The organism is Williamsia limnetica, assembly GCF_003217475.1.
Lineage (GTDB): Bacteria > Actinomycetota > Actinomycetes > Mycobacteriales > Mycobacteriaceae > Williamsia > Williamsia limnetica.
This window is the reverse complement of record NZ_QJSP01000008.1, coordinates 45,929-68,379: the sequence shown is the minus strand read 5'-3', so window position 1 is coordinate 68,379 and position 22,451 is coordinate 45,929. Positions and strand designations below refer to the sequence as shown.

Sequence of the window (22,451 nt, the reverse complement as noted above, 5' to 3'; positions counted from 1 at the left end):
CGCCGACCGTGCCTCAACAGTCTGGTCGTCGGCTGTAGCGGCACGCTCGACGTCTGGGAGGGCCCGGTCAGCGGAGTTGGTCTTTAACTACTTTCCCGGTCGCGTTGGTGGGGAGTTCGCTACGGAACTCGACGTACCGGGGAACCTTGAAACCAGCCATTCGCTCTCGGCTCCAGGCGATCAGATCACTCTCTGATACCGGCGCTTTCGCGACGATGACCGCTTTGCAGACCTCGCCCATACGGTCGTCGGGCACGCCGATGACGGCGGCCTGTGCGACGGCAGGATGCTCCAGCAGAAAACCCTCGATCTCGGCAGGATAGGCGTTGAAGCCTCCGACGATGAACATGTCTTTCTTGCGTCCGATGATCTTCAGCCGGCCGTCGTCGTCGAGAGAACCGAGGTCCCCGGTGTGCAGCCAGCCCTCGGTGTCGATCGCCTCGGCTGTGGCAACCGGGTCGTCCAGATAGCCCTGCATCACGTTGTAACCGCGGATGAGTACTTCGCCGTCCTCGGCGATTCGCAGTTCAACGCCCTCGCAGGGGGTTCCGACTGTGGTCGCGATCTGTTCGAAGGTGTCTCCGGCGCGCGAAGCTGTCGCAGTGCCTCCCTCACTGAGCCCGTAGCCGGTCATGATCGTCTCGAAGGGCAGATCGTTCTTGATCCGGCGGATCAGCTCGACGGGGATGTCGGCGGAGCCGGTGACAGCGGCCCGCAAGGAAGACAGGTCGCGGCCGCTGTCGGTGGCCGCCAGGAGTGACTGGTAGAGGGTCGGGGGACCGGGAAGCATCGTGATCCTCTCGCGCTCCACGAGATCGAAAACCTCATCGACGTCGAGGACCGGCACGGGGTAGATGGTGGCACCGCGGATCATCGACGCGATCATGCCGGCCTTGTAACCGAACATGTGGAAGAAGGGGTTCACGATCAGATAGCGGTCACCCTCGCGGAGGTCGGCGAGGTCGCACCATTCGGAGAACAGCCGCAGGGTCTGGGCGTGATTCATCATGACGCCCTTGGGACGGCCCGTGGTGCCGGAGGTGTACATGATGTCGGCGATGTCGCTTCCACTCACCTCACGCTCGAAGAATTCACCGCTGGAGAGGAACCTGGACTTCAGGTCGATGACGGGGACGCCGTCGGGTCCGCGGTACTGCGTTCCGAGGAAACCTTGCTGCACCAGTAAAACTTTCGCTCCGCTGCGCGAGACGATATCGAACGCTTCGTCTGCCTTGTAACGCGTGTTCACCGGGACGAGGACACCGCCGGCGGTCAGCAGACCGAACGCCGAGATGATCCACTCGGCGGAGTTCGGTGCCCAGATGGCCACCCGATCACCCTTGTCGATACCCGCTGATGCAAAAGCTCCGGCTGCCCTTCGAACCCGCTCTGCGAGTTCTGTGAAGGACAGCCGGAGTTCACCGTCGACGACCGCTTCGGCATCACCGAAGCGGTCGCCTGCGGAGAGGACCATCTGCGGGATGGTCTCCCATGTCATACCTTGAGCAACCTCGCCATGTTCCCACCCATGACCAGCTTCTGGTCTTCGAGCGGGAGGTGCTGGATGTGGCTGATGTAGGTGGTCGGCTCTGCGAGTCCCTCGGGATGTGGGTAGTCCGAACCGAACAGCACGCGCTCGGCGCCGATGAGGGCGGTGAGCTTGCTGAAGTCCTCTTCCCAGAAGGGGCTCACGTGGATGCTCTTCTTGATGGCCGCGACAGGGTCCTGCATGCCGAAGCCCTCGGGAGCCTTCTTGAAGACGTCGCTCAGGGTCTGCAGCACGTGCGGCAGCCAGCTGGCTCCGTTTTCGATCACGGCGATGCGAAGGTCCGGGTGGCGGAACAGCGCGCCGTGGCAGACCCACGAGGCGACTGTGTCCTGAATCGGACGCCATTCGCTGACCATGCGGAACGCGTTGGTGACGAAGGGGAGCATCTCGTCGCCGCTGCCTTCCCAGTCCTGGTTGTACCGGGCGTAGCCGCTGTCCGAGGAGTGCTGGGTGACCAGCACATCGAGCTCGACGACGCGCTTCCAGAACGGGTCGAACTCGGGGAGTGCGAACGACCGCATGCCCTTGTATCCGGGCACCGGTGCGGGCCGAACCAGGATCGCTTTCGCGCCTCGTTCGACAACCCACTCGAGCTCTTCGATCGCCTTGTCCACGATGGGCAGGCTGATCACGGGAACGGTGAAGATCCGCTCCTTGTAGTTGAACGACCACTTCTCGTACAGCCACTGGTTGAGCGAGTGGACCACGGCGTGAATGAGTTCCGGATTGTCACGCATGCGCTCCTCGATGAGGCTCGCAAGCGTCGGGAACATCAGGGTCCGGTCGATCTGCAGCTGATCCATCAGCTCCAGGCGGGGGCCGGGCTCGCGGAATGCGGCGGGCGACTTGATCGGCTTGCCGAAGATCTCGCGCTTGCTCTTGCCCTCGGGGTTGCCGTTCTTGAAGTAATCCTCCATGGCACCCGGGCGTGCGACCACATCGAACGTCGGGTTGGGGATGTAGTCGCTGATCTGGTTACGGATGGCGATCTTCGTACGACCCTCCACCTGGACGTACTTGATCGCGCCCTTGTACTTGTCCGGAAGGAACTTCGTCAGCGCCTCCTCGGTCTCGTAGAGGTGGTTGTCCGCGTCGAACAACGGATACGGCAATGCATCTGGCATGAGATCCTCCTTTTCCTTTAGTGAGAACACTATTCTCTTTCTCCGGCTGTCGCAATGTCTCGACGGACGAGAAACTTCTGGACTTTGCCGCTTGCGGTGCGCGGGAAGTCGCCGACCTGGTGAAGCTCCTCAGGCCACTTCTGTTTGGCGATTCCGACTCGGCCGAAGTGGGCACGCAGGTCCTCCATCGACGGCATCGGCCGTCCGGGGAGGAGCCGTAAAACGGCGGCAGCGCGCTCGCCGAGGCGTGCGTCGGGGGCTGCGACCACAACGGCTTCCGCTACGTCGGGCATCCCGAGGAGAACCTCTTCGACCTCGAGGGCGCTGATGTTCTCACCACCGCGGATGATGATGTCGGACTTGCGGTCGGTGATCGTGAGATACCCGTCCTCATCGAGCTCGCCGACATCGCCTGTGCGGTACCAGCCCTCGTCGTCGAAGTGTTTGGCAGTGAGCTCGGCATCGGTGTAACCCAAGCAGAGGTCGGGTCCGCGACTGAAGATCTCGCCGTCGTCCGCCAGGCGTATCTCCACTCCGGACAACACGACTCCGTCGGTGAACAACCGCTTTTCTTCCGGTGCGTCGTACATCGACCCCACTATCGAGGGGTGTTCGGTGCTGCCGTAGGAGCGGAAGACCGTGATCCCGAGCTCGGCCAGGCGGGTGGTGACCACGGCTGGGACCGACGACCCACCGAGTCCGGCATATTTCATGAACTTCAGGTGATCGGAGGTGAAGTCGGGGTGGTCGAGCAGACTGATGACGAAGTAGGTGGCACCACCGCCGACGGTCAGTCCGTCGCTCTGCATGAGCGACAACGCCTGTGCGGGGTCCCAGGCGTCGGTGAGGTTGATCGGTGACCCGTCGAGTACGGGGATGAGGAAGGCGTTCACCATGCCGATGAAGTGACCGACCGGTGCGGCGGTGAGCTGGCGACCGCGGTCGGGTGGATACCACGCACCGAGCTGGCGTGTCTCGTGGCCGAGCGACTGGTGACTGTGGATGACGCCCTTGGGAGAGCTGGTCGTACCGGAGGTGAACGCGATGAGGGCCGGTAGCGACGGGTCGGTGGGGACGATTCCGGGCATCGGCTCGTCGGCGAGGAGGTCGTCGAAGTCCCGTCCGACCACGCCGACGATGGGGACGTGCGAACTGAGCTCGGGGTCGAACTGCCAGCGGCCGAAGCTTTCCGCTGTGATGTACACCTTCGGTGTGACCGCGCCGAGGATGTACCCGACCTCTTTGGGACCGTAGAAGTGCACGATCGGCACCACCGTGGCCCCGAGAAGTGAGGTTGCCCAGAATGTGGCTGCAGCCTCCATCCAGTTGGGCAACTGGAATGCGACGACGTCGCCCGGCTCCACCCCTCTGTCGCGGAGTCCGGCCGCGAGCCTTCGGGCGACGAGCTCGACGTCGGCGAACGTCCCTGTCCACGGTCGAACCGCGGAATGGATCCGGAACTCTACGTCAGGTGCTGCGGCCAGACCGGTCGCGAGCAGGTCGCCGATCGTCTCGTCGGTCCACCACCCCTCGTCCTTGTACTTCTGCACCAGGTGGACGGGAATGGTTCGCATCTCGAGGGGCTCCAATGCGCCTAGGAGGGACCGGACAGTTGCTGTACAAGAAGGGATTCGGGCGCATCGGTCGACTCACGAACGAAGCGGTGGCCACGCCTCGCACTGCTCCGGTGAGGAGCAGGCGAGGGTGGGCCACCGCTGACCGCGACGTGAACTGCACGCGCCGGGGTTTCGCTACAGCGAGAGAATCGATGCTGCTGCAGTGCCGGGCGCGCCGTACACCTGCGCGTAGCCGACCTTGGGCTTTCCGGGGACCTGCCGGTCGCCGGCCTGCCCGCGTAGCTGCAGGACGAGTTCGTGGACCTGGCGGATCCCTGACGCACCGATGGGCTCACCGTTGGCGATCAGACCGCCGTCGGTGTTGACAGGCATCGAACCGCCGATTTCGGTCGCCCCCTCGGCAATGAGCTTCTCCTGGTCACCGTCGGCACAGAATCCGTTCTCTGCCATGTGGATGACCTCGGCGCCGGCGTCGGTGTCCTGGAGCTGCATCACGTTGACGTCCTCGGGACCGATGCCGGCCTGCTCGTAAGCGGCACGGGAGGCATAGACGGTAGGGGAGACGTCTTCGTCGATGGCGGCCCAGGTGGCGTGAACCTCGTAAGCACCGTAGGTCCGCGTGCGGATCGCGGTGGACCGCAGGTAAACCGGGTTCGAAGTGAAGCGCTTGGCAATGTCGCCGCGACACATGATCACTGCGGCCGCACCTTCGTCGGGCGCGCAGAACATGTAGTGCGTCAGCGGGTAGTTCAGCATCTGAGCGCCGAGGATCTCGTCTTCGCTGATCGGCTTGCGACGGAAGGCCTTCTCGTTGAGGCCGCCGTTGCGGTAGTTCTTCGCAGCAACTTTCGCGAGTGTTTCCACTGAGATGTTGTGGTCGCGGATGTATCGGCTGATCTTCATGCCGAAGAACTGGGTGGTCACGAACTGACCGTTCTCGGCGTACCAGGCGGGGAGGCCGAGCATCGCGGGATCTGCGGTGAACGCTCCGCGCGGATGCTTGTCGGTGCCCACCGCGATACCGATGTCGTACTTACCCGAACGGATCCCGTCGGCGGTTTGCTCGATGGCGCTGGCCGAGGTCGCGCACGCGTTAAACACGTTCGTGAACGGGATCCCGGTGAGGCCGACCAGGCGGGTCACGGCATCGGTGTTGTCCACCTCGTAGCTACCGCCGATACCGAACTGGATGTCTTTCCACTGGGCGCCGGAGTCGGCCAGTGCCAGTTGAATTGCGTCAGCGGCCATTTCGATGGCCGACTTGGCGCCGAATCGTCCGAATGGATGCAGGCCGACACCGATGATGGCAACGTCGTTCATATGAGAAACTCCTCGTTCAGCTCTGTGTAACCGGCGCGAACGCCCAGGTGATGATCTCGGTGCCATCGGCATCGGTGTAGAACGGGATGAAGGTGAGTTCGACGTCCTTGATGTCGGCCAGCTTCTCCGGATCCGCCTCGGTCAGCCGGGCCTCGACCCTGACCACCTCCCCGAGCTGGATGAGCCCCATGCCGAAGGTTTCGAACGTCGCAGCGGTCTCACCGCCCGCGTAGGGAAGTTTCGGTACGAAGCCCTGGGTGGTGAACGCGATCAGTTCTCCACGGCGGGGCAGCAGCAGCTCGGACATGTCCGGTCCACTGCACCGGGGGCAGCGGTCCTGCTTGGGCCACGTGGTGGCGCCGCAGGCATCACACCTGCTGCCGATGAGCTGCGCATTCTCCGCAGGCCACGTTGAAACGTCGGGCGCGAGCGCCTTCGCCATGAGTTGTCCTCCAAAGTCTGGTGCCTCCGGCATGAGTCCACTTCGGACGGCTGGGCACCCACTCACACTAAACGGAAATTGCATTCTCGTCTACGAATATTGCCATACTCGTTTTGAGAAGTGCTGATTCCCACACTTATGAAGAACGTGGTGGTCACGGCCGCGCTCGGTGGCACCATCTCAGCGGTGACCGAATCGCTGAGCTTCTTCACCACCTGCGCCGATCCCGCAGAACTGATCCCGACCGAGTGGGCGACGAGCGCCTGGAGCTCGGAAACGCTGAACGGGCCGGCCATCTGCGGCGCCGCTGCACGCGCCCTCGAACTCGAGTTCGGTGGCCCGGACTTCGTACCGGCGAGATTCACCATTGATCTCTACAAGGCGGCCAAGAACCTGCCCACCGTGTTTCGAACTCGGCAGCTGCGCGCCGGTCGCCGGATCGTTCTTGCTGACGTGGAGGTGACGCAGCATGATGTGGCGGTGGCCCGGGCCACCGTGGTGTACCTGAGGAAGTCGAGTGCTCCGCCGGGTGCCGAATGGGTTCCGGCCGCGGACTTCTACCCTCCGGAGCGGATGCCGACCGACAACGAATCAACGCATCCCTGGCTGAACACGGACCGGACCGGGTGGACTCAAAGTATCGCCGAGCACCAGAACGCAGACCGGAAACGCGCATGGGGCGCGAGTTTGCCTGTGGTACCAGGTGAACCGGCCTCGCCTTTCGTCCACGCCGTTCAGTCCGCCGAGTCCGCCAGCCTGGTGACCAACCTCGGAACAGCGGGCATCGGCTACATCAACTGCGATGTCACGATGGCGATCTCCCGATTGCCGGAGGGTTTGCTCCTCGGGGTCGAGGCCGATAGTCACATCACTGCCGACGGCATCTCGGTGGGCACGGCGACCCTGTATGACGACAGGGGGCCGTACGGCACCAGTGTCGTGACGGCGCTGAGCAACGCCGCGGTTCAAGTCGACTTCTCTCGATCCCCGAGCGGTCAGTGACGACTACTGCGTGACCACGAGCCGGTAGGCATGGGCATTGTTGAACGTGCGCCTGCCGCGCGGTTCCGGTCATGCAGTGGGCGAGACCCCGGCGCGATAGGCGAACGTGACCAGTTGGGCCCGGTCCCGCGCTCCGACCTTGGTCATCGCCCGATTGGCATGGGTCTTGACCGTGAACGGCGACAGGAACATCCGCTCGGCGATCTTTTTGTTGTCCAGCCCGCCCGCGATGGCCGCCACCACCTCGCGCTCGCGCGGGGTGAGCGCGGTGAAGCGGTCGGCCATGACGGGATCGATGGGAAGCGCACGGTCCCCCGCGACGTGCCCGATGAGCGCTGCGGCGGCGGCCCCGGAGAGAGCGCCGCCACCGGCCGCGACCTCGATGATGCCGGCAGCAAGATCGCCAGGGCCGACACCTTTGCTCAGGAACCCATTTGCGCCGGCCCGCAGTGCCGCCAGCACGTTGTCGTCGTGCTCGAAGGTGGTGAGGACGACGATGCGGAGATCGTCGCCGCGGTGCGTTGCGCGGATCCGTCTGGTGGTCTCCACCCCATCTATACCGGGCATCCTGATGTCCATGAGGATGACGTCAGCGGCCAGTGTCTCGAGGGCCTGTAGGGCTTGGAGACCATCGCTGACATCTCCGACCACAGTCAGATCGGGATGGGCGTCGATGATGGTGCGCAGACCGACCCGGATCATCTCCTGGTCGTCGACGATCAGGACCCGAATCATCGCGAAACCTCTGGTGCATCGGGACCGAGGACCGCGCGGACGCGGAATAATCCGTCGATGGTGTCGATGGTGAGCCGGCCGTTGGCGGACGCCGCCCGCTCGCGCATCCCTACCAATCCGTACCCGCTGCCGGCTCGGCGAGTCCCGGGTTCTGCGCCTCCGATCGGATTGGAGACCTCGACCGTCACACAGCCGTTGTCGAGCTCGATGCGTAGGTCCACCGATCCCGTCCCGTGCCGTTGCGCGTTGGTCAGCGCCTCCTGCGCGATTCGGTACGCCGCTGTACTCACGTTGGGGGACAACGCCGCCGGCTCCTGCGCGATGTCGGCACGGACCACGAGCCCGGCCGACCGGAACGTTCCCACCAGATCGACGATCCCGGCGTAACCGGCGGCCGGGGACAGGGTGTCGTCCTCGGAGCCGACGCGGAGCACAGCGAGGATGCTCTGCGTCTCGCGTAACACCGACTGAACGCCCACACGCGCTGCTGCCAGGTCATCGCGACTGGCATCAGCTCCCAAAGGGAGGTGGATCTCGGCAGCACCGAGATGCATGCTGATCACCGCGACTTCGTGACCGACGACGTCGTGCAGGTCGCGTGCAATTCGCAGGCGTTCCTCGGCCACGCGATGTTCGACTTCGAGTTCGCGGTTGCTGACCGCGTCCTGCGTCCGTTTCTCCAGTTCGTCCCAGTACTGGCGATGCCCGCGGATGGCACTACCCGCCGCGGCCGCGGCCACCGCGGAGATCGCTGCTACGGCGGCATAGATGTTGGTCACTCCGATGTCGTTGAAGACGGCCACCGCGGTGAAGTTCGCCGCGGCGACGAGTATCCCGACCGGAAGTCCGGGCAGCCCGCGGAGTGTGAAGACGAAAGTCGCGAAGACCACCATGGTCCACGGCACCAGCGGATCCCAGCCCAGGCTCATGGCAACCAATGGGCCGCAGGCCGTCAGAATGATGCCGGGCCAGGGGCGATACCAGGCCAGCGCGATGCCGGCCAGGGTGATCAGCAGATCGATGTACCCGCCGCCGAGAGCAGCATGGTCATAGGCGATCCGCCATGACTCGACCCCGGCGGCCAAGATGATCACCACCACCGTGGCGATCTCGATGCCGCGCGTGCGCCGGAACCATTTCGGTCCTCGCGACCACGGGTCGACGATCGTTGCGAGGTTCACGTCTTGATCCTCCCACTCACCTCGACCCGTCATCGTCAGGAGCGAACTTCCGACTCCAGCAACCGGTCGTCGGAGGCGCCGGTGTCCACGGGGCCCTCAATCGAAACGCGTGGGGTGATGCGCTCGGCCCATGACGGGAACCACCAGACCTTGGATCCGATCAGGGTCATCAGAGCGGGCATGAGGATGAGCCTGATGACGAAGGCGTCCAACACAACCGCGATGGCCATGCCGATCCCGATTGCTGCCACGATCCGTTCACCGCTGAACCCGAACGACGCGAACACGCACAGCATGATCGTGGCGGCGGCCGCGATCACCCGTCCGGTCTCGCCGACGCCGACTCGTACCGCTGCTCGGCTGTCGCCGGTTGTGGTCCATTCCTCGTGCATCCGGCTGATGAGGAAGACCTGGTAGTCCATCGACAGACCGAACATCACGCCGACGATGAGTACCGGTACCAGGTACTCGATGGGTGCACCGCCGCCGACTCCTAGAAGCTCTGAGCCCCAGCCGAACTGGAAGACGGCGGTGATGGCTCCTAGGCCGACGAGAATGGTGAACAGGTTACTGACAGCACCCAGCAACGGAACGAGCACACTGCGGAACGCCATCGCGAGCAACAGAAAGCCCAGCAGGGCGATCAATCCGAGGTACAACGGCAGCTTGCTCATGAGGGCGTCGGCCATGTCGATGTTCGAGGCCACCGACCCCGTCACGTGGACGTTCAACCCCTCAGGGGCTCCTGCGCGTAGGTCGGCAACCAGATCGTTGGTCGCCTCCTGCTGGCCGCTGGAAGCAGGGGTCACGGTGGCCACCAGGATTTCCGAACCGGCGCTCTGCTGATCGGCCACCACGTCGGCGACGTCGGGCAGACCGGAGACGGTCTGGGTGTAGTCCGTGAAGACCTGCTTCGATGCGTCGTCGGGCGCCTGTGCGACGAGGAGGATGGGGGCGTCGAAGCCGTCACCGAAACCCTCGGCCATCATTTGGTGGTAGGAGTTGCCCGGCGACCCGGCCGGATCGCTGCTCGAGTCGGCGGTACCGACCTGCAACGCGACGACCGGCGCCGCCACTACTCCGATGAGTACTGCCGCGAGAGCTGCGAACTTGACCGGTGACGCCTGGACAAGCGCAGCCCATCGGGCCGCGACCCCTTTCGACTCGGCCGAATTGGTGTCGCCTGCTGCCAGGGCGGCCCGCTGCTTCTTGGACAACACGCGGGTACCGAGCATCGCCAACAGCGCCGGCAACAGGGTGATTGCGGTCGCGACAGTGAACAGCACCGTCAGAGCTGCGGCGCGGGACATCCCGGTCAGGATGCTCAGGTTGACCACGAACATGCCCAGCAACGCGATCACCACCGTCAGGCCCGCGAAGATCACCGCCCGGCCCGAGGTGCCGACCGCTTGGGCGATCGAATCTCGTACCGAGTGCCCATTCATGAGCGCTGTGCGATGACGGTGAACGATGAAGAGCGCGTAGTCGATTCCGACACCAAGCCCGATGAGTGCGCCCATCGTCAGTGAGGTGGCGGACATGTCGAGTACGTGCGAGATGAGCATGACAGCAAGCAGGGAGGTTCCGACGCCCATGATGCCGGTCAGGATGGGCAACAGCGCGGCCCAGACCGAACGGAAGACCAGGAGCAGCAGGGCGAACGCGGCGACGATGCCGATCACCTCGGTGATGTGCGAGCCGCCACCGGGCTGCACGCTGAAGGCGTCCCCGCCCATTTGGACGTCAATGGTGGACGTCTGCAGGTCTTTCGCGATGTCCGAGGCGGCGTCCGTGTCCGAGTCCTTGATGAAATCGACGGTGGCGAAGGCGGTGTTGGTCGTTGAATCCACCTGTTCGCCACCCATGTCGCTGTACGGGCTGCTGACGCCTATGACGTCGGGTAGGGCGGCGATGTCGGCGAGGGCTGTCGACACCTGCTGTTTCACAGAAGGGTCGTCGATCGAGACGCCCGTGGTCTGCCATGCGATGGTGCCGCTGTCGGCACTCAGTGCTGCCGCCTGTGGGCCGCCTGCCCGGGCGATGAGGCTGTAGCCGGTGGCGGAATCGCTGTCGGGGACGTTGGTGGTGTCGGTGAATCCGGTGCCGGCGCTCACGACCGCGGCAGCGAGTCCGATGAGCAGGGCAATCCAGGCTGTGACGACGACAGTGCGCCGCCGCAAGCACCAGTGGGCGAGTGATGACAAGGGCTGGCCTTTCGGTGCACACGAGAGACGCCGAGAGTTCGACGCTTCAACCAGGATCCATCGCAACTCGTGCTGTGTAATCGGCCTGACGCAGTCATGGGGACTACTGCAGATGCAGTAGTCCCCATGAGTCAGAGGCGGCAAAAAGCTACCGAATCACCCCGTGATCACTTGTTTTCGGGCCGATGGAACATTGCCAGCTGCGCTCCTGCGGCAGCGAGACCGAGGCCGGCGGCCAGGGCTGCTGCCCTGCCACCGGTGATCTTGCTGTCCAGGCCGAGTGCCCGGTCGACGCTGAACTTGCCCGGACCCATCGACGCCAGTGCCACGGCGGCAACCCCGAGGTTGGTGACGTACTCCCAGCCTTCTGAGGTGATGAAGAAGCCGTTGGGCAGATGCACCGACTTCGCGGCAACCGCCATTGTTCCCACCACGGCGGCAGCGGCCACTGGGGTGCCTGCGCCGGCGACGATGGCAGCGCCTGCGCCGACCTCGACCACAGCCGACGCCTGAGCCTGCAGTTTGGGCTGGGTGAAGCCGATCGAGCCGAACCACCCGGCAGTACCGTTGATACTCCGCCCGTGTTTGACGCCGTGGGCGATCATCGTTCCGCCGACGGCGGCGCGGAGCAGCAATTGCACCGCTGTGTTGTCGGTGTGTGTTCTGTCGAGCAGGCGTGTCATCTCATCGGCTCTTTCCTGTATTGATCCGCAAGGGGGCAGGCAAATTCACTGCACTGGCGTATACCACTGCATGCTCCCTGCCTTCGAGTCGATGGTGGGCGACATGTCGAACTTGCGGCCCTTGAAGGCCCCCATCAGAGCAGCGTGTGCTGTGGCGACATCGGTGTCGCTGAACTCGTATACGGCGAGATAGCGGGGGACGGTGGCGGCGTTGTCAGCGTTCGGCTCGCTGAGCAGGTAGCGGTTCAAGCGCACCTCAGTGCCGATCGCTTCCTTGACCTGCGGTGCATGGACCGTGTCGTACCACTGGTTGAACTCTGCGTCGGTCTCTTGCGAGGTGGGACTGGACCAGGCGAACAAGACTGCTGCGGACATTTTCTCTTCCCTCCGATAGACCTACTCGTCTCAGACCTGCACGAGGACGGCGCCGCCCTGGCCACCACCGGCACACATCGCGGCGACGCCGATTCCGCCTCCGCGACGGTGTAATTCGTGTGCGAGCGTGGTCAGCATGCGGGCGCCACTCGCCGCGATCGGATGGCCGAGGCTGCAGCCGCTGCCATAGATGTTGACCGCGTTCTCGTCGAGTCCGAGTTCCTGGCAGACGGAGACGGGCACCGAGGCAAAGGCCTCGTTGATCTCCCACAGGTTGATGTCGGATGGCGTGAGGCCGGCGCGCTCGAGCAGCTTGTGGATGACGATGAGGCTACCGTCGCCGGTGAACTTGGGGTCGACGCCGACCGACGCCCAGGCTTTGACGGTTCCGAGTGAGGTCAGTCCGTGGGCGGACGCGTTCTCGGCAGTGGTCAGGGTCAGCGCGGCAGCTGCGTCATTGGCGCCGCTGGCGTTGGCGGCAGTGATCGAGAATCCCTCGATCTCCGGATGGATCGGCTTGACCTGAGCGGCTTTCTCCAATGTCGTGGTACGCCGAGGATGCTCGTCGACAGCGAACTCGACCACGGTGCCGTCACCCTGCGTCACCTTGATCGGGGCGATCTCGTCGTCGAAGACTCCCGAATCGATCGCGGCGACTGCCCGCTCGTGCGAGCGGACGGCCCACGCGTCCATCTGCTCCCGAGAGAGGTTGTACTTCTGCGCGATGTTCCAGCCGACCGACAGACTGGTGTCATCGGCGGCGTCTTCGCGGTAGGGGAACGTCGGGGGGAGCCGGGTCTCGGTGTCCTCGGTGCCGATGACTCGCCAGACGGGGCGTGGGCTGGTGGAGTTCGTGTTGACGCCACCGGCGATGATCACGGTATCCATGCCTGAGGTGATGGACCCGGCGGCGTTCGCGACCGAGGTCAGGCTGCCCGCGCAGTAGCGGTTGACCGCCTGTCCCGGAACGTTGACGAGGCCATTTGCGACCGCTGCGTAGCGTGCCAGATCGCCTCCGCCGTAGTGTGACTCGGCGAAGATGACGTCGTCGATCGACTCCGGCGGCAAGCCCGATCGGCGAATCGCCTCGGCCAGGATGTGGGTGGCGAGGATCTCGGCGGAGGTGTCGCGCAGGGTGCCTTTGCGTGCGGTGGCGATCGGGGTGCGAACGGCATCGACGATTACTGTTTCGGTCATCGGTTTCCTCTTTCGGTGGTGGTGGACTGCTTGTGCTGCCTGCTGATCGGGGTCGTCATGCGTCGAAGGTCCCTCCCGGGATCACGCGGGTCGTCCAACGGAATGGGACCCCGTGTGTCGTTTCGGGCGCGCTGAGGATGGTGTCGTCGTCCCGGGCCGAGGTCGTGATGCCCTTGGACGCCAGGTATTTCTCGGTACGGTCGAGGTCGGCGACCCGGAAGCAGACGGCATGGTGGATCTCGCCGGAAGCCGCGAGGTCATCGGCCGCGATGCCGTCGTTGCCTGTCGGTGTGGACAGCTGGACAACGGATTCGCCGAGCCGGACGTAGACATCTTGGGTGCCGGTGAGCCCCGACGTCGACCGTTCGATGACGTCACCGCCGAGAACGCCGGCGAATATGTGCTCGCCGCGCTCCAGATCTTTCGTGAGCACTGTGGTGTACGAGAGGCCATACAGTCCGAGTGGGTGATTGGTGAGCCACCAGAGTGGGTCGTAATCGGGGTGCAACCGCGGATCACGGCTCCGGCTCTCCCGCGGTGGATCGAACTGGATTTGCGTGATCGTGTCCTTCGGATGTGTGAAGACCGGGCTTCCGGCGGGTGGTGGTTCATCTGACTGTCCGCCTGCCGGCCCGAATACCCGGATTCCGTTCTCCCGCATCAATTCCCAGTAGGGGAGCGCGTCCTCGCAGTACCAGGCGATGGAGTGCCAGTGGTTGCCGAAGCGGTTGTAGAACCGGCCCAGGGGGTAGCGATCCCATCCGTCGACCGCGAAAGCGGGGGCCAGCGGTTCGATGACGACGTCGGCGAGCGTCACCAGAGACGCGTCACGCTGTTCGGATTGTGCGTAGTGGTGGTCGAGCCATCCTCGGCGTACGCCGAAGACGTCGTCGTACCAGGTCTCCAGCGAAGGGAGATCGCCGGTCATGTGGACGAGGTGAAAGATCTTGCCGAGCGTCATGTGACATCGCCGCCGGTCAGTTGGACTGTTGCGCTGCCCGGGGTGAGGGTGTTGCCGTGCTGGTCTTCGATCCACACGTCGAGTTGCACGACGCCGCCGGCCACGGCTGTGACCCTGCCGTGCGCAGAGAGGGTCAATCCCTTGGTGTTGGGCGCCCGGAACTGGCAGTTGATCTCGGAGATGCGGCCGTGTTCGCCGAGCCAGTCCCGCACGACGTTGTGCAGGTACGACCACAGCAGTGTCCCCATGCCGAAGGCGGACTCGTACCCGGCGTCTCGGCCGGCGTCGTCGTCCATGTGGATGTCGATGAACTCGTCGTTGACCGCGGCGAACCGGTTCCAGTTGGCGAGTCCGGTCGTCCGTACGAAGGGCGGCAGTGTGTCACCGACGGCCACCGCAAAAGTGATGTCGCTCATGGATCTCCTCGCTGTCAGTATCGGATGATCGTCATCCGCTGACGGCGGACCTCGGCGTCGTCCTGGTTGGTCAGGACCGTTTCGACGGTGGTGAACAGCATCAGGCCCAGCCGGCCGGTGCGTTCGGTGAGCTCGGCGATGGATGATGACGATGTGATGACATCGCCCTCACGCATGGGGACGCCGTAGGCGACCTCGACCCCGCCGTTCACCTGGAAACGCAGTCCAGGGCCGGCCACCCCCAGCGATCGGAAATGCCGGTCCGGATCGTGCTCGGCGGCAGGCGCGGGCCCCTCGCTCGACATCCACGCGAACGGATTGAACTCCTGCGGAGCGGTCAGCGGCTCGCGTGTAACCGACCGGTCCCAGTAGCGAGCGGGAGGTGGCTCGGGGTAATACACGGCGATGGCCCAGCGCCGGATGTCGGACGCCGCGATCGGGAAGCTCGTCGAATGGGCGAACTCTCGGCCGAGCACTGATCGCATCTCGGGCGTGATGTGAGTGTGCGTCACCGGTTGACCTCGGGCTCGTAGTTGGTTCGACCGGGTAGGCGGCCTTGTCGGGCACGCGTCGAAGTGGGCGCCCTCTCTTAGGTCTACCACGGGTGATAATGCCATTTCCAAAAAAGGATAATCACGTTGCGCATAGGTGGCCGCGCAGGTATGATTCAAGTGACTTAAAATCAGCGGCCCGCGTGCGGTCCAACCCCGCGCCGCGCCCACCTGGAAGGGCGCCGAGGGCGCCCGATCCACTACGAATGGAAGTTCTTCATGGCGAGACTCGCGGGCAAGGTTGCTTTCATCACCGGTGTGGCTCGCGGGCAGGGGCGCGCACACGCAGTGAGGCTGGCCTCGGAAGGCGCCGACATCGTGGGCGTCGACCTCGCGGAGGAGTTACCTGGCGTCCCATACGACTCGGCGACCGCCGACGACCTTGCTGAAACCGTGGCGCTGGTGGAGGCGCAAGGACGCAAGGCAATCCTTCGGCAAGGGGACGTCAGGGACCTCGACGGGCTGAAGTCCCTTGCCCAGGAGGCAGTGACACAACTCGGGGGACTGGACGTCGTGGTGGCCAACGCCGGGATCTGTATTCCGGCTACCTGGGATGAAGCGACACCGCAGATGTTCAAGGACACCATGGACATCAACGTGACCGGCGTGTGGAACACCGTGATGGCGACCGCTCCCCACCTGGTCACCCGTGGCGGAGGCTCGGTCATTCTGATCAGCTCGTCGGCGGGAAAGAAGATGCAGCCGTTCATGGTCCACTACACCACCAGCAAGCATGCGGTGACGGGCATGACCCGCGCGTTCGCCGCCGAACTCGGCGCGCACAGCATTCGGGTCAACAGTGTCCATCCCGGCGCTGTGATGAGTCCGATGGGTTCGGGCAACATGCGCGAGCGCATCGCGGAAACTGCTGCGTCCAATCCCTTGCTGGCCAGCATGAACTCTTCGATGCTCCAGAAGTGGGCGGCCGAACCGGACGAGATCGCAAACGCCGTCGCCTTTCTGGCCTCCGATGAATCCAGCTTCATGACCGCCGAGCACGTGACCATCGACGGCGGCGCGCAGTACTTCTAGGCGACCGTCGCCGAGTCCCGCATCCCACCTCTGACCGGCGATGGGTGACCATCGATGTACGAAAGTGACCGAGCATATGTCCGATCTGCCACTGCTCGCCGGTCCCGGCGCTGCTCGGGATTCGTTGTACATCAACGGGCAGTGGGGCCCTGGCGAAACGGATGAGAGCTTCGACGTCACCAACCCGGCGACCGGGGACGTGCTCGCAGTGGTCGCAGCGGGCCAGGCGGCGGATGTCCAGCGTGCCATCGATGCCGCCGACACCGCCTTTCCTGCCTGGGCCGGCCTCACCGCGTACCAAAGATCTGCCTACCTGTACGACGCCTACCGGCTGATGCTCGAGCGCGCCGACGACCTGGCGATGCTGATGACGATGGAGCAGGGCAAGCCGCTCAAAGCAGCCCGAACCGAGGTGCAGTACGCGGCCGACTTCCTCATCTGGTTCGCCGAAGAGGCCAAACGCGTCTACGGGTCGACGATTCCGTCGGCGCGCGCCGACCAGCGGTTCATGGTGCTGCGGCAACCGGTGGGCGTCGTGGCGGCCATCACCCCGTGGAACTACCCGGTCTCGATGATCACCCGCAAGGTTGCGCCGGCGTTCGCCGCCGGGTGCCCGGTGCTCCTCAAACCTGCCGAACACACCCCACTCACAGCCATCGCAGTCTTCAAGATCTTCGAAGACGTGGGCATTCCCGCAGGCGTCGCCAATCTGGTGACCACCGAGGATCCGCGGGTCTTCAGCGAGAGGGTGTTCGCCAGCAGAGCAGTCCGCAAGATCGCGTTCACCGGATCGACGGCTGTCGGCAAAATGCTTGCCCGAGAGGCTGCTTCGACGGTCAAGCGGGTGTCGCTCGAGCTCGGTGGTCACGCGCCGTTCATCGTGTTCGCCGACGCCGACCCGGTGCACGCGGCGAAAGGCGCGACGCTGGTCAAATTCCTCAACACCGGCCAGGCGTGTATCAGTCCGAACCGCATCTTCGTGCACCGATCGATCGCAGCTGAATTCGTGAAAACCCTGGTAGCCCGAACGACCAAACTCACTGTCGGCAACGGACTCGACGCGACCAGTGGGGTGGGCCCGCTGATCGACCAGACGTCGATCGATCGAATGCGGCGGCAGGTCGACAACGCGCGGGCCGGCGGCGCGACGGTGCACGCGGGCGGTGAGCAACTCAGGGGTGAGGATTACGATGGCGGTCACTTCTTCGCTCCCACAGTGCTCACCGGTGTCACCCCCGAGATGGACATCTACCGCGAGGAGACATTCGGGCCCATTGCAGCCGTCACCGTGTTCGACGACGAGGCGGAGGTCATCGCGATGGCCAACGACACCGATTACGGGCTGGCTTCATACGTGTACACCCGCGATCTCGCTCGCGCACTCCGGGTGTCCGAGCAATTGAGATTCGGAATGGTCGGGATCAACGACATCAACCCGACGTCGGCAGCAGCGCCGTTCGGCGGCGTGAAGGAAAGCGGCCTCGGCCGAGAAGGTGCGGCCGAGGGCATCGGTGAGTACCTCGATACCAAACTGATCGGCCTCAGCATCTGACCGGTTACGACATCCGATCGGCTAGGGCGCCTTGCTGTTCCCGAAGGTCCACCGGGCGATCTCGGTCTGGTCGGCTCCAGGGCCCAGATCGTCGTGGGCGCTCGCCCAGACCTCGACAGCACGCTCGCCGAGCGGGGTCGCCACCCCGATCTGGGATGCCAGGGTGGTGGCGATACGCATGTCCTTGAGCATCAACTCCAAGGCGAAGCCCGAATTGTAGGTCTCAGGAATCACGAACCTGGGGAACTTGACGTCGGTCGCGGCGTTCTGTCCGCTCGACGCGTTGACCATCGAGACGACCAGCGCCGGGTCGAGACCGAACTGCTTGCCGATTGCGACCCCCTCAGAGGTGACCAGCAACCCCACGGCTGCCATCAGATTGTTGATGGATTTGAGGGCGTGGCCGCAGCCGACGTCGCCGACGTGGGTCATCGTTCCCATCGGGGCGAGTAGATCCTTGATCCGTGACACCGACTCATCGCTGCCGCCCACCATGATCGTCAGCGATCCGGCTGCCGCGCCCGCGACGCCACCAGACACCGGAGCGTCGACGAGAACCGCTCCTGCCTTGTCGACGACCTTCGCGAGTTCCACGGTCGACAGTGGTTCGGACGAACTCATATCGACGACCGTCGTGCCTGCGCCGAGTGCGCTCAACACCGCGGTGTCGCCGAGGACTTTTTCGACCACCCGAGAACTGGGCAGCATCAGCACCACGAAATCGGCACCGCTGACGGCATCCGACGCCGAGGCCGCGGCGGAGCCCCCGGCTGCGACAAGCGCCTCGCGGGCAGCTTCGGTGGGGTCGAACCCGACCACGTCGTATCCGGCCGCGATCAGTCGACCCGACATCTGCGCGCCCATGTTTCCCAGGCCGATGAATGCAACGGATGACGCTGCCCGAGCAGTCATTTGGTGTGCTCCGCGACGATGTCGTTTGCCACCCGAAAGGATTCGAGGGCGGCGGGGACGCCGACGTAGACAGCGGTCTGCAACAGCACTTCCTGGATCTCCTCAGGTGTCACGCCGTTGTTCAGTGCGCCGCGAACGTGGGCGCCGAGTTCGGTTGGTTTTCCGAGGGCGGTGAGCATCGCGAGGTTGATCATCGACCGTTCTCGCCTGCCCAAACCGGGGCGGGTCCACACCGCACCCCAGCAGTACTCGGTGACCAGTTCCTGCATCGGCCGGTTGAAGTCGTTGGTCGCCGCGACAGCTCGTGCGACGTACTCCTCGCCCACCACTTCTTCGCGGACTTTCATGCCGGCGTCGTATGTCTCGCGCCGGGTTGCATCGGTGGGCATAAGGGGCACTTCCTGGTCGACGAGCGCGGCTCTGGAGGCACGGCGCGATACTGCCGGCGCCCCGCCTCGATGATATTGGCATTCTCGCTATAAGCAAATCGTATTCGCAAAAAGTGCGTGACCTGGGAGTAAGAGCCCGAAGGTCGGACTGAGAACGTGATAGTCGGCACTCGGACGGGCCTGAGCTTCGCGAATGCTGAGCACTCGCCTAACGTGAGGTGGATTGTTGAGACATGTTGTTCGGTGATCCGCTGGTGGATCGACGAATCGGAACGGGACGGAGGTGACGGGTATGGCTTCTCCACGCAGGCTCGGCGCACCCGATGCGAAGAACCGAACGGTGCTGCTGGACGCCACAGAACGGTTGATGGTCGAGCAGGGCTACGCCGCAGTGAGTTCACGACGCGTCGCCGAGGCAGCGGGTCTCAAGCCTCAACTGGTGCACTACTACTTCCGCACCATGGATGAACTCTTCTCGGCGGTGTTCGCGCGCCGTGCCGAGCAGGGGATCGAGGTGCACGCTCTCGCACTGCAGGCTTCTCAGCCGCTGTGGGCGCTCTGGCGATTCAGCATCGATCCCGCCGCCACCGCGCTCACCATGGAGTTCATCGCCCTGGCGAACCACCGGAAAGAGTTGCGCGCGGAGATCGGGCGCTATGCCGAACGATTTCGTGTCGACGCGGCCCGCGTGATCGAAGAGGCGTTGTCGCGCTACGGAGTTGATCCCGAAGAGATGTCGGCGGTCGTGGCCATCACACTGATGACGAGCGTCTCCCGCGTGCTGATCATGGAGGAGTCGCTCGGCATGACGACGGGGCAAAAGGAGACCTTCGAGTTCGTCGAGGCGTACCTCCGCAAGCTCGAGGGTGAGCCCCGCGTCGAAGAACTCGAAGCCCTGACCGGCATGCCTTTCCCGAATCGCCCAGCGTAGAGCCGCTTTCGGCGGTCTTCCGGGCGACTGGCTCGGATTACTTCATCGAGAATCTTCAAAAAGACACCTTGACCCCGTTTCTGCTGGCATGCTAAGCATATGCACAGCACGCTGAGCGTGTGCACAGCAGCGGCAAGGCCCAGCCCCATCATCATTTGGTCTTGCGCACGATATGGAGGGCTTGTCTTGAGCGACTTCGATTCAGTTGACTTCTTCACCGATCAGTCACTGATCCCCGATCCCAACCCGTACTTCGACCACCTCAGGTCCAAGTGTCCGGTGGTCCGCGAACCCCATCACGGCGTCATGGCGGTGACCGGACACGACGAGGCGATGACGGTGTTCCGGGACACCGAGAACTTTTCCTCATGCATCTCGGTAGGCGGCCCGTTCCCGGACCTGCCGTTCACACCGGTGGGTGATGACATCAGCGCGCTGATCGCGGAGCATCGCGACAAGATGCCGCTCCACGAGCACATGGTCACGATGGATCCGCCGCAGCATCAGCGCGCCAGAGGTCTGCTGAACAAACTCCTCACTCCGCGCCGTCTCAAGGAGAACGAGGAGTTCATGTGGAAGCTGGCGGACGTCCAGCTCGACGAATTCATCGAACGCGGCAGCACTGAATTCCTGACGGACTACGCGAAACCCTTTTCGCTGCTTGTTATTGCGGACCTTCTCGGAGTCCCGGAAGAGGACCACGAAGCCTTCCGGATCCAACTGGGTGTCCCTCGCCCCGGCGCTCGCCCGGGAGCCACGGACGGCGACACGCTCGTGGGAAACCCCTTGGAATGGCTGGACGAGAAGTTCAGCACCTACATCGAGGAGCGCAGGCGCGATCCACGAGACGACGTGCTGACGAAACTGGCGCAGGCAAAGTACGCGGACGGCACGACTCCTGAGGTGATCGATGTCGTACGCTCTGCGACCTTCGTCTTCGCCGCAGGGCAGGAGACCACCGTCAAACTTCTCAGTGCAGGCCTGCGATTCATCGCCGAAGACCAAGAACTGCAACAACGTTTGCGCAACGACCGCAGCCTTCTCAACAATTTCATCGAAGAGACGCTCCGGCTCGAAGGGCCGGTCAAGGCCGGCTTCCGGCTGGCGGTCAAGGACACGACACTGGGTGAGGTCGACATCCCTGCCGGCACGACGGTGATGATCGCCGCCGGTGCCGTCAATCGTGACCCCACGCATTTCGAGAATCCTCACGAATTCGATCTCGATCGCAGTAATCTGCGTGAGCACATGGCATTTGGTCGCGGTATCCATTCGTGCCCGGGTGGGCCACTGGCCCGTATCGAGGGTGTCGTGTCCTTCGAGCGGATCCTCGACCGGATGGCTGACATCAAGATCTCCGAGTCCGCGCACGGTCCGGCCGACGACCGGAAGTTCAGCTTCGAGCCCACCTACATCTTGCGTGGCCTCACCGAACTCCATCTCGAGTTCACCCCGATCACGGAAAACGCAGAAAAGGATGCCTCATGAGTGCCGGTGCCGACAACGGCTCGACCGACCGCGTGGCGGTGATCACCGGCGGCGCGTCGGGCATCGGCCTGGCCACAGCGGAGCATCTTGCGGCGTCCGGACACCGTGTCGCACTCCTGGATCAGCAGGGCGACCTCGCAGAGAAGTCTGCAAAGGAGCTGCGTAACAGTGGATATGCCGCGCTTGGTGGTCAGGTGGACGTCACGGACCGCGACGCGGTCGATGCCGCGCTGACAAAGGTGCGCACCGAGTTCGGGCCGATCGACGTGATCGTCACCAGCGCAGGGATCGATGGGGATGTTCCCTTCGTCGACCTCACTCTCGAGGCGTGGAACCGTCTCATCGAGGTCAACCTGACGGGTACCTTCAACGCGGTCCAGGCGGCGGTGCCGGACATGATCGAGAAGGGATGGGGACGCATCATCACCATCTCGTCGTCCAGCGCGCAATCCGGTGCACCGAATCGGGCTCATTATGTTGCGTCGAAGGGCGGCGTTATCGCACTGACCAAGGCGCTCGCGTTCGAGCTCTCGCCGCTGGGCATCACCGCGAACACGATCCCACCGTCGATCATCGACACCCCGATGGCCCAGAACGGTGTCAAGACGGGCGTTGTCCCCGACCTCGATGCCTTGGCGACCATGACGCCGGTGCGACGCACCGGTACGCCCGACGACGTGGCTTCAGCCGCAGCATTTCTCGCCTCCGACAAGGCCGGCTTCATCACCGGTCAGATCATCGGGGTCAACGGAGGCTGGTACCTGTGACGATGCGGCGTCGATGACCATCGACACACATCTGCACTGAACTCCGGTGTGGTCGCCGGCTGA

At 64.1% G+C, this 22,451-nt stretch carries 22 protein-coding genes; 6 read left to right on the top strand and 16 right to left on the bottom strand.

Annotated features, from left to right (window positions below; all coding sequences use genetic code 11):
- Positions 1 to 67: 67 nt before the first annotated feature.
- The 5 genes from DFR67_RS14385 to DFR67_RS14365 all read right to left on the bottom strand — a co-directional run bounded on the left by DFR67_RS14385 (position 68) and on the right by DFR67_RS14365 (position 6,012).
- On the bottom strand, positions 68 to 1,498 hold the full coding sequence (locus tag DFR67_RS14385; RefSeq protein ID WP_110470198.1) for a FadD3 family acyl-CoA ligase: 1,431 nt from the start codon (positions 1,496 to 1,498) through the stop codon (positions 68 to 70).
- Complete coding sequence (locus tag DFR67_RS14380; RefSeq protein ID WP_374693937.1) at positions 1,495 to 2,703, bottom strand: amidohydrolase family protein; 1,209 nt, start codon at positions 2,701 to 2,703, stop codon at positions 1,495 to 1,497. Before DFR67_RS14380 ends, DFR67_RS14385 begins: the two co-directional genes overlap by 4 nt.
- Positions 2,703 to 4,247: an AMP-binding protein gene (locus DFR67_RS14375; protein WP_110470197.1), complete on the bottom strand. Its 1,545-nt coding sequence runs from the start codon at positions 4,245 to 4,247 to the stop codon at positions 2,703 to 2,705. The genes DFR67_RS14380 and DFR67_RS14375 overlap by 1 nt, the downstream gene beginning before the upstream one ends.
- Before the next feature lie 177 nt (positions 4,248 to 4,424).
- Positions 4,425 to 5,570, bottom strand: coding sequence for a thiolase family protein (locus tag DFR67_RS14370; protein ID WP_110470196.1), 1,146 nt, complete (start codon positions 5,568 to 5,570; stop codon positions 4,425 to 4,427).
- 16 nt (positions 5,571 to 5,586) lie between these two features.
- Positions 5,587 to 6,012: a Zn-ribbon domain-containing OB-fold protein gene (locus tag DFR67_RS14365; protein WP_110470195.1), complete on the bottom strand. Its 426-nt coding sequence runs from the start codon at positions 6,010 to 6,012 to the stop codon at positions 5,587 to 5,589.
- A gap of 120 nt (positions 6,013 to 6,132) precedes the next feature.
- On the opposite strand from DFR67_RS14365, the gene DFR67_RS14360 reads away from it, so the two are divergent.
- Complete coding sequence (locus DFR67_RS14360) at positions 6,133 to 7,014, top strand: acyl-CoA thioesterase domain-containing protein (protein ID WP_245937951.1); 882 nt, start codon at positions 6,133 to 6,135, stop codon at positions 7,012 to 7,014.
- 69 nt (positions 7,015 to 7,083) lie between these two features.
- On the opposite strand, the gene DFR67_RS14355 is transcribed toward DFR67_RS14360, so the two are convergent.
- From DFR67_RS14355 to DFR67_RS14315, 9 genes are all read right to left on the bottom strand, one after another.
- Positions 7,084 to 7,749: a response regulator transcription factor gene (locus DFR67_RS14355; protein ID WP_110470194.1), complete on the bottom strand. Its 666-nt coding sequence runs from the start codon at positions 7,747 to 7,749 to the stop codon at positions 7,084 to 7,086.
- Complete coding sequence (locus DFR67_RS14350) at positions 7,746 to 8,930, bottom strand: sensor histidine kinase (RefSeq protein WP_211325057.1); 1,185 nt, start codon at positions 8,928 to 8,930, stop codon at positions 7,746 to 7,748. Before DFR67_RS14350 ends, DFR67_RS14355 begins: the two co-directional genes overlap by 4 nt.
- Before the next feature lie 35 nt (positions 8,931 to 8,965).
- A complete protein-coding gene (locus DFR67_RS14345) occupies positions 8,966 to 11,134 on the bottom strand; it encodes an MMPL family transporter (RefSeq protein ID WP_110470192.1) in 2,169 nt (722 codons plus the stop codon).
- A gap of 167 nt (positions 11,135 to 11,301) precedes the next feature.
- On the bottom strand, positions 11,302 to 11,817 hold the full coding sequence (locus DFR67_RS14340) for a DoxX family protein (RefSeq protein ID WP_110470191.1): 516 nt from the start codon (positions 11,815 to 11,817) through the stop codon (positions 11,302 to 11,304).
- 45 nt (positions 11,818 to 11,862) lie between these two features.
- The gene (locus DFR67_RS14335; protein ID WP_110470190.1) at positions 11,863 to 12,192 is read right to left on the bottom strand and encodes a hypothetical protein; all 330 of its coding nucleotides are present in this window, start codon (positions 12,190 to 12,192) and stop codon (positions 11,863 to 11,865) included.
- A gap of 30 nt (positions 12,193 to 12,222) precedes the next feature.
- The gene (locus tag DFR67_RS14330) at positions 12,223 to 13,389 is read right to left on the bottom strand and encodes a thiolase family protein (RefSeq protein WP_110470189.1); all 1,167 of its coding nucleotides are present in this window, start codon (positions 13,387 to 13,389) and stop codon (positions 12,223 to 12,225) included.
- A 55-nt stretch (positions 13,390 to 13,444) separates the two neighbouring features.
- Positions 13,445 to 14,350: a VOC family protein gene (locus tag DFR67_RS14325; protein WP_110470188.1), complete on the bottom strand. Its 906-nt coding sequence runs from the start codon at positions 14,348 to 14,350 to the stop codon at positions 13,445 to 13,447.
- Positions 14,347 to 14,766, bottom strand: coding sequence for a hotdog family protein (locus DFR67_RS14320; protein WP_110470187.1), 420 nt, complete (start codon positions 14,764 to 14,766; stop codon positions 14,347 to 14,349). The genes DFR67_RS14325 and DFR67_RS14320 overlap by 4 nt, the downstream gene beginning before the upstream one ends.
- 14 nt (positions 14,767 to 14,780) lie before the next feature.
- Entirely contained in the window at positions 14,781 to 15,278 is a 498-nt protein-coding gene (locus DFR67_RS14315; protein WP_245937950.1) for an FAS1-like dehydratase domain-containing protein, read from the bottom strand.
- 258 nt (positions 15,279 to 15,536) lie between these two features.
- Between DFR67_RS14315 and DFR67_RS14310 the strand changes: the two genes are divergently transcribed.
- Both DFR67_RS14310 and DFR67_RS14305 read left to right on the top strand, forming a co-directional pair.
- Entirely contained in the window at positions 15,537 to 16,349 is an 813-nt protein-coding gene (locus DFR67_RS14310) for a mycofactocin-coupled SDR family oxidoreductase (protein WP_110470186.1), read from the top strand.
- Positions 16,350 to 16,425: 76 nt separating this feature from the next.
- Positions 16,426 to 17,901, top strand: a complete 1,476-nt coding sequence (locus DFR67_RS14305) for an NAD-dependent succinate-semialdehyde dehydrogenase (RefSeq protein ID WP_110470185.1) — start codon at positions 16,426 to 16,428, stop codon at positions 17,899 to 17,901.
- A gap of 21 nt (positions 17,902 to 17,922) precedes the next feature.
- Here DFR67_RS14305 and DFR67_RS14300 read toward each other — a convergent pair whose 3' ends face one another.
- Together DFR67_RS14300 and pcaC are read right to left on the bottom strand one after the other, a co-directional pair.
- Positions 17,923 to 18,813: an NAD(P)-dependent oxidoreductase gene (locus tag DFR67_RS14300; RefSeq protein ID WP_110470184.1), complete on the bottom strand. Its 891-nt coding sequence runs from the start codon at positions 18,811 to 18,813 to the stop codon at positions 17,923 to 17,925.
- Positions 18,810 to 19,202: a 4-carboxymuconolactone decarboxylase gene (gene pcaC, locus DFR67_RS14295; protein ID WP_110470183.1), complete on the bottom strand. Its 393-nt coding sequence runs from the start codon at positions 19,200 to 19,202 to the stop codon at positions 18,810 to 18,812. Before pcaC ends, DFR67_RS14300 begins: the two co-directional genes overlap by 4 nt.
- Before the next feature lie 292 nt (positions 19,203 to 19,494).
- Here pcaC and DFR67_RS14290 point away from each other — a divergent pair, with 292 nt between their 5' ends.
- The 3 genes from DFR67_RS14290 to DFR67_RS14280 all read left to right on the top strand — a co-directional run bounded on the left by DFR67_RS14290 (position 19,495) and on the right by DFR67_RS14280 (position 22,388).
- Positions 19,495 to 20,133: a TetR/AcrR family transcriptional regulator gene (locus tag DFR67_RS14290; protein WP_110470182.1), complete on the top strand. Its 639-nt coding sequence runs from the start codon at positions 19,495 to 19,497 to the stop codon at positions 20,131 to 20,133.
- A gap of 186 nt (positions 20,134 to 20,319) precedes the next feature.
- On the top strand, positions 20,320 to 21,621 hold the full coding sequence (locus DFR67_RS14285) for a cytochrome P450 (protein WP_211325055.1): 1,302 nt from the start codon (positions 20,320 to 20,322) through the stop codon (positions 21,619 to 21,621).
- Positions 21,618 to 22,388 (top strand): SDR family NAD(P)-dependent oxidoreductase, encoded by a 771-nt coding sequence (locus tag DFR67_RS14280; protein WP_110470180.1) that lies wholly within the window; start codon positions 21,618 to 21,620, stop codon positions 22,386 to 22,388. The genes DFR67_RS14285 and DFR67_RS14280 overlap by 4 nt, the downstream gene beginning before the upstream one ends.
- The last annotated feature ends 63 nt before the right edge of the window (positions 22,389 to 22,451 follow it).